A 6,434-nucleotide genomic window follows, 5' to 3' on the forward strand; every position below is an offset into this window, starting at 1 on the left:
GGACAAGAATGACCGCGCACTGGCAGCTGAAACCAGCACCCGGTTGATCTATACCGATCAGCAAAACAAACAGGAAACGGCCCGGCTGCCCGGAATCGTGGGCATCGCCAGAGACACCTTGCAGACAGGTATAAGGCTTAATGAAGCCCGGGAAAACTTCAAACAGGCCATGACCGAGTTCAGGAAGCTGTATGGAGACAGTATTGAAGCCATTGAAGAAACATCGGACGAGATCAGGGAGAAGATGCTGGGCGGCCTGCAGTTTGCCCACATCCATTTCGTCCAGAGTTATCGTCAACTGAAACTCTTTGAGACACCACCCCGTCGCATTGGCTTCAGCTGGGCAGCCCACCATAGCGGCTCTGTTAAGCTTTCCGCAAATGAAGCAATTGACCATCTACGCAAAAAATACCTGACTTCCAGTGCCATTCAGACAGACATTGAGATGCTTGAAGCGATGCCCGCCAGCGAGACCGTCATTATCAAAAGAGTTCTGAGCCCTCACCTCCGTGCCAATCTGACCTGGGCAAAAGAGATTGAACAATCAAGAAAGGCAGATAAAGAACTTCGCAAGCGCTATCCTGGCCAGATCAATACCCCACTCCCTGTTTTTGTCCGGCTCGAAAAAGGCCAGCCATTGCCAGAGTTCAACCGGATCAAACCCTTTGATCCCTCTGCCAAACAGGAGCGACTCACTCGCAGTGACGCCAGACTGGTGAAAATATCCGAAAACCCACACTCTCGAATTTATAAATATGCCTGAATTCGAAAGGTATTGGGTATTGGGTAGTTGATAGTAGATGGTGGCCAGTGGCGTGTCTGCTCATCAAAAATGCTTTTCGCTTCGGCCCAGTTTTCCATGGGAATGGCAGGGGCCAGATTCTGTTCCCAATACTGGTTGCGCAGACGTTCTTTTTCGGCATCGTCGGCCTGTTGAAAAACAGGGTCTGCAGTCTGGTCTTGCCAGCTGGTCGTAGTGTCATCCCTGATCTATGCTGTTTTTTCAGTTTTTGTCGGGATGGTTATGGAAAAGTCGTTATTTTCAGAGCTCAAGCGTATTGGCATTGATGAAGAACTGGCCAGTAAGGTCAGTGCTTCCCTTGATCCGGAATACAACGCCACTAAAAAGGACATCCTGATTATGCAGGAAGCCATTATGCAGTTACAGCTTCAGGGTGAGCGAAATTATCAGTCACTGAGTTCGGATATCAGTGCCTTGCGTACTGAGCTGCACAGGGATATAGCCGGTGTGCGAACCGAACTGCATAAAGAGATTGCCGGTGTTCGTGCTGAAATCAGCGATGTACGCACCGAAATGGGCTCTTTTAGTCGGCAATACATCATTACCTTTCTGAGCCTGATTACCACCATTGTCAGCGTTTTTGTCATTAATTGGCACTTTCACCAGTAACGCAAAGGCGTATGGGTTGTAGTGATTCTGCCCCTGATAGTAACGTCGAGCATCCTGATTGCTACCTTACATCGACGGGGCCGGACCATACCACGAATGACTGGCCTGAGGCGCAGCGACTGGCTGTCGACCTCAGCCTTGCAGGGATTCCACCAACTCTTCTTTCAAATAGGCATCCAGCTCTGTGTAACCGCCAATGTACTTTTGACCATGAAAAATCTGAGGTACGGTTTCAACCCGCTTTCCTACTGTTTTTTCCAGATCTGCCTTGGTGATGCCTTCCGCATGAATATCCACATAGAGCATTGGCAGTCCACGGCTTTCCAGCACTTCTTTAGCTCTTACACAATAACCACAGCCCGGACGACCAAAAACGGTAAAACGATCCATAAAACCCACCTGACTCTAATCAGTATTAACTTTCAGAAATAGGAAAACGCCCACTATAAACGAGTTAGCGTGACGCACGAAATCAGTATTTTTTAACGGTTTGATAGAGAAAGTCTATCCGTCATTACCGAATCCCCCTAAATGCCTGTTAGTGAGTTTTGAGCAGCGGATTGCCCAGCTTTATGTTCTGAACTCCCCTTCCGCAAAAGCCCGGACTTTTTGACATGGCTACAACAGTGAACGATTCCCTTGAGCTGTTGTCTAAAAATACAAAGTCAAGCAAATGAGCTTGTTCTGAAAAAGATGACCATTTTCATAAGTTAGAGAGGTGTTAGTTATGCACAAAAAATATCTGACGATAATTTTGGCTGCTGTTTTATTCAGTGGTGCAGTTTGGGCAGCGGACTGTGTAAGAGGCTTTATTTCAGGCAGGTATACTGCCTACCCTGTCCAGAACCAGGGCAACGGGCTAGACCATAAAATATGGATTCTGGATTCTGAAAGCGGAGACGTTAAGTTTTGTACCAGAAAAAACTTTGGCGGCCCAATTGAATGTACAGATTTCTCAGATTGACCGTTTAAGGTTTTGTCCCATACATAGGTGCCGGACACATTGCTTTAAAAATTGAACGGCCTGCTTTCTACCCGTCAGGCCATTCGCTTTTGCTATCTCTGACCACTCAGCCCCCTGAAGTACTTTGGCAATCAATCCATTCAAAGCGTCCTGCGAGACAGAGCCATCAGAAACTTTTGATAACAGCAGGGAGCGAACAGCAGGAAGGCAACTTTCAAACAATCGATCTGAATGGACAAAGGATTTCAGGTCCATCCGATCTCGCTTATCTAAAGCGGTCTCAATGCTGGAATAACTTAAGTGAAGCATCACACGGACCAGATCAGGAGCCATTTCTTTGAATACCCCGGACAGCTGCATCAGAAAACCTGAGGTAAAACGAGACTGCATTTCCTTTGTCAGGAGACTGAATGCTTCATTCAGTGACTTCAAAACCATCATTGAGTAACAGCCACTGGCTGCTTCACGGGTAATGCCAACACGAACCGGGAGATAGCCCGAATTCCCCCAAAAAGCCGCCAGTTCTGACGTCGCACCAAAACTACTGCCCAGATAATCCAGTTTTCTGAGTTTTGCCTGCTCTTCAATACACTTCAACAGATGAGTGCCCAGCCCATTCCCCTGTAATGAAGGATGTACCGCTATTCGGATAACCCTCAGGCCAGTAAAGGCTGAAGCTTCCGGGAAACCACAATGATTACTCAGGGACTGAGGAATAAGATGACCCCGAACCCTGCGTTGCCCTAGCCAGACAGCTTCCCGCAAGTCGTCTTCTATGCCACCTTCAAGTGCCAGCAATGCCGTTGCAACGACTCGTTCCTGGTACCTGAGGCAGTAGACCTCGATATTCGGGCCGTCCAGAAGATGCCTGAGATCAAAAGGACGGGTTCGATAATGGGCGAATACCAGCAGACCAAACACATCAGCCAGCAGCCGATCGTCTTGAATCAGTTGAGCGGATTCAAGACGATCAAACGAACAATTATCAATACCTGCACCCTTTATCGTTTCATCTGAAGCGGGTGAGGCATTCAGCATCAACGCCCTGAAAACAAAGGCTTCGAAAGGGTCATTATCAGCCCAGCGGATTGGCTGATTCAGATGCAACCCCTGCCATTTTGGCGTCAGTTCAGACAGTGTTGACTTGAACTTAATGGCAAAGCCCCTGCCCGTCCCTTCATAGCCATGCTGAGTGGATGAGAAAACAATTCGAGAATGATTCTTTAACAATTGGGTCAGTAGTGGCACCGGGATAGCAGCAGCTTCGTCCACCAGCATAAGCTCACAGTCTGAGTCACCAGCAGAATGCAGGAGTTCGTCGGGAGCTTTGAATTCGAGAATTTTGCCTTCCCAAAACAGTTTTCCCCGATGGGCTTCACACCCATCAAGTAGAGCTTCAGCAGAATGAAAGACGACTTCGGCAGAAGCCAGAGAGGGGGCTGTCACCCATATCCTTGAGAGCCCTGATTGCAGTAGCCGGACCGATGCAATACCCAGCGCAGCACTCTTGCCCCTGCCACGATCCGCAGTCAGCACTAATGGACGCCGACGATGGCCTTTTGCCACACGAAGAATGGACTCGACAGCCTTGGATTGATCCGATGTTCTGCAAATAGTGTCGTCTGGAGATTCTGCCTGCCCTGAATCAGGTAAACCACTGCAACAAATACCCTGTTGCCATCTTGCAACGCCGTTTTCACACAACAAAGAGAGTGTTGTTTCAGACTTGATAAGGTTGACCAGTCTTTTCAGATAGAGTCCCCGAATGTGCCCGGGTTGATATGGATAAACAGCGAGTCTTTTGTGGTCAGGGTCAGAGTATTCAAGCCAGTCATCCAGATCCGGTATCAGAAGTATGAAAAGCCCTCCACCTTTCAGAGCACCACTGAGCTGACCAAAGGCATCGACATCAAAACCGGAAAAGGCATTAAATACCACGAAGTCAATCTCACGCCCCAGCCAGCTGATAGCTTTTGGTGCAGAGATCGAAGTTTTATTTACCTTAAAGCGCTCACCCACCCAGAGTGTTTGCAACCCTTGTGTCTTTGAAAACAGAAGTGCATTTGAAAGGAGACTCTCAGCCTGCTGCTGTGTCCAGGCTTCTGTTCCGGATAAAACCAACAAAGCACGGTGATTGTTTTCAGCCGCCCGCTTGAGGATAGAGGCAACGTTATCCATTCGCCGTCGTATTTTTTTCTGAAACCAAAGAATCCATCCATAATTCGTACTCAGCAGGAACAAGACTGCCAAACTGCCTGGCGGGTGTAGCATAGTTGATGCCTCTCTCCACCGGGTAGCCTGAACCAGTCCAGGCTTTCAGCCCACCATTGAGAAGCCGAACATCCTTGACACCGGCATACTGAAGAACAAACAAAACGCGTGCGGCGGCAATCATATCGTCGCCATAAACGACGATTGGTGTATGTTTAGTGATACCCAGCCCAAGGAGAACTGATTTCAGCCGTTCTGACTCCTTGATAATCGACTCCAGGCTGCCTGTTTCAACGTGCAGAGCACCGGGAATATGCTGAACAACATAGCGAGCCCCTCTTCCCCAGGAGACATCCAGCACCATAAGGTCGGTATTCATCTTAAGTTGTTCATCCAACCACTCTGGTGTGACCAGTCGCTCATAACCCGGCAGTTTGGCAGGCTTGCCACCTTGAGCCAGCCAGTAAGAAAAGCCCTCTTCAAAAACACGAATCCGACCTTCATCAAAGCCCTGTTCAGCCACCAGCCACTGGGCTAACACCTGGGCATCCTGCTTATCACGACCATAGACAACGATGTTCTTGTCTGGCGATATTCCCTTACTGGTCAAAAGGTTCCGGACGTGTTCAGGATCGGCTGTCATCAATGCCAGGTCAAAATTTCGGGCACCGGGAATATGCCCTCCATCCGGGTCATTACCCGAAGGCCACCCGTTGTACCAGTTACTGTCTCGAACATCGACCAACTCCCAGCCCTGCTCCCGGACCAGTGCTTCCATCGCAGGTTGATCAACCGATTTTAATGCCAGCCTGTCATTCCAAAAGCTGTCGCAAGCCGTGATGACCGGTAACAACATGATTAACAGACAATATTTTGCCCAATGCTTCATGGAACCTGATTTACCTGATAGTTATTGGGTTGCAGCGGTACTTATAGCCATACTACTTAGTTGGGGCAGTTTTGACTCTTTCAACTGTCAGAATTGTAATCGGGTCAACAGGAACATTTGCGTGAGGTCCTCTGTTCCCGGTTTTCACGGAAGCTATGGAATCCATGACCTCTTCACCATTAATCACCTCGCCAAACACGGCATAACCCGGACGACCGGGACGATTATTCAAAAACTCATTATTGACAAGATTGATGAAGAACTGAGAGGTAGCACTGTCCGGGTTGGCTGTTCTTGCCATTGAAATAGTGCCACGACTGTTCCTGAGGCCATTACCGGACTCATTCATGATGGGTGCGCTCGTTGGCTTTTGACTCATATCTGCAGTCATGCCACCTCCCTGGATCATAAAGCCGGGCATCACTCTGTGAAAAACCAGTCCCTCGTAGAAGCCCTTGTCCACATAAGCAAGAAAGTTCTCCACAGTGACAGGTGCCTTCCCGGGATTCAGACGAATCGTCATATCACCTTTACTGGTCTTGATAACGACATCAACAGGCTGCAAAGCCTCTGCAACAGGTTTATCAGGAGCGGTGGCTTTCTGCTCTGCCATCACTTGGCTGGCAAACAGTAAAAAAGATACCGTCAGAACTTTTTTAATTGCTTTTAACACCTGCTTTAACCCATAAGTAAGATGATTGAGGTCGTTATACTACTGGAATCCATGTTCAGGCCATAGTTCATCACACCGAAAAAATGCACTTTTCCCCATAATCTGCACGTTAATCCTACGTTGTTGGCTCACCCCACATTTTCAGAAGCTATGGCATAGAAGAAAATCAGCTCAAAGCTTGCAAATGGATAGTAGAAAGGTAATATACAGACCCGCCGCACAGTGCGGCACGTCGGAGCGTAGCGCAGCCTGGTAGCGCACCACAATGGGGTTGTGGGGGTCGGAG

At 48.6% G+C, this 6,434-nt stretch carries 7 protein-coding genes; 3 read left to right on the forward strand and 4 right to left on the reverse strand.

All coding sequences use genetic code 11. From position 1 onward, the window contains the following. On the forward strand, nucleotides 1-763 hold a 763-nt coding region (locus KDK19_RS04305), incomplete at its 5' end, for a hypothetical protein (RefSeq protein WP_257291397.1). 261 nt (nucleotides 764-1,024) lie between these two features. Further along, on the forward strand, nucleotides 1,025-1,411 hold the full coding sequence (locus tag KDK19_RS04310) for a hypothetical protein (protein WP_257291398.1): 387 nt from the start codon (nucleotides 1,025-1,027) through the stop codon (nucleotides 1,409-1,411). Nucleotides 1,412-1,543: 132 nt separating this feature from the next. Here KDK19_RS04310 and KDK19_RS04315 read toward each other — a convergent pair whose 3' ends face one another. Then, entirely contained in the window at nucleotides 1,544-1,801 is a 258-nt protein-coding gene (locus KDK19_RS04315; protein WP_257275634.1) for a GrxA family glutaredoxin, read from the reverse strand. Between the two features lie 337 nt (nucleotides 1,802-2,138). On the opposite strand from KDK19_RS04315, the gene KDK19_RS04320 reads away from it, so the two are divergent. Continuing rightward, nucleotides 2,139-2,375: a hypothetical protein gene (locus KDK19_RS04320; protein ID WP_257274246.1), complete on the forward strand. Its 237-nt coding sequence runs from the start codon at nucleotides 2,139-2,141 to the stop codon at nucleotides 2,373-2,375. On the opposite strand, the gene KDK19_RS04325 is transcribed toward KDK19_RS04320, so the two are convergent. From KDK19_RS04325 to KDK19_RS04335, 3 genes are read right to left on the reverse strand one after another with little or no spacing between them, the layout of a single operon-like run. After that, a complete protein-coding gene (locus tag KDK19_RS04325; RefSeq protein WP_257291399.1) occupies nucleotides 2,367-4,553 on the reverse strand; it encodes a tRNA(Met) cytidine acetyltransferase TmcA in 2,187 nt (728 codons plus the stop codon). The genes KDK19_RS04320 and KDK19_RS04325 overlap by 9 nt on opposite strands. Next, nucleotides 4,546-5,475 carry a rhodanese-like domain-containing protein gene (locus KDK19_RS04330; RefSeq protein WP_257291400.1) on the reverse strand — a complete coding sequence of 310 codons (930 nt, stop codon included), beginning with the start codon at nucleotides 5,473-5,475 and terminating at the stop codon, nucleotides 4,546-4,548. The genes KDK19_RS04325 and KDK19_RS04330 overlap by 8 nt, the downstream gene beginning before the upstream one ends. 52 nt (nucleotides 5,476-5,527) lie before the next feature. After that, entirely contained in the window at nucleotides 5,528-6,148 is a 621-nt protein-coding gene (locus KDK19_RS04335) for a peptidylprolyl isomerase (RefSeq protein WP_257291401.1), read from the reverse strand. Nucleotides 6,149-6,434 lie beyond the last annotated feature (286 nt).

This window comes from Endozoicomonas sp. ONNA1, from assembly GCF_024606325.1.
Taxonomy (GTDB): Bacteria; Pseudomonadota; Gammaproteobacteria; order Pseudomonadales; family Endozoicomonadaceae; genus Endozoicomonas_A.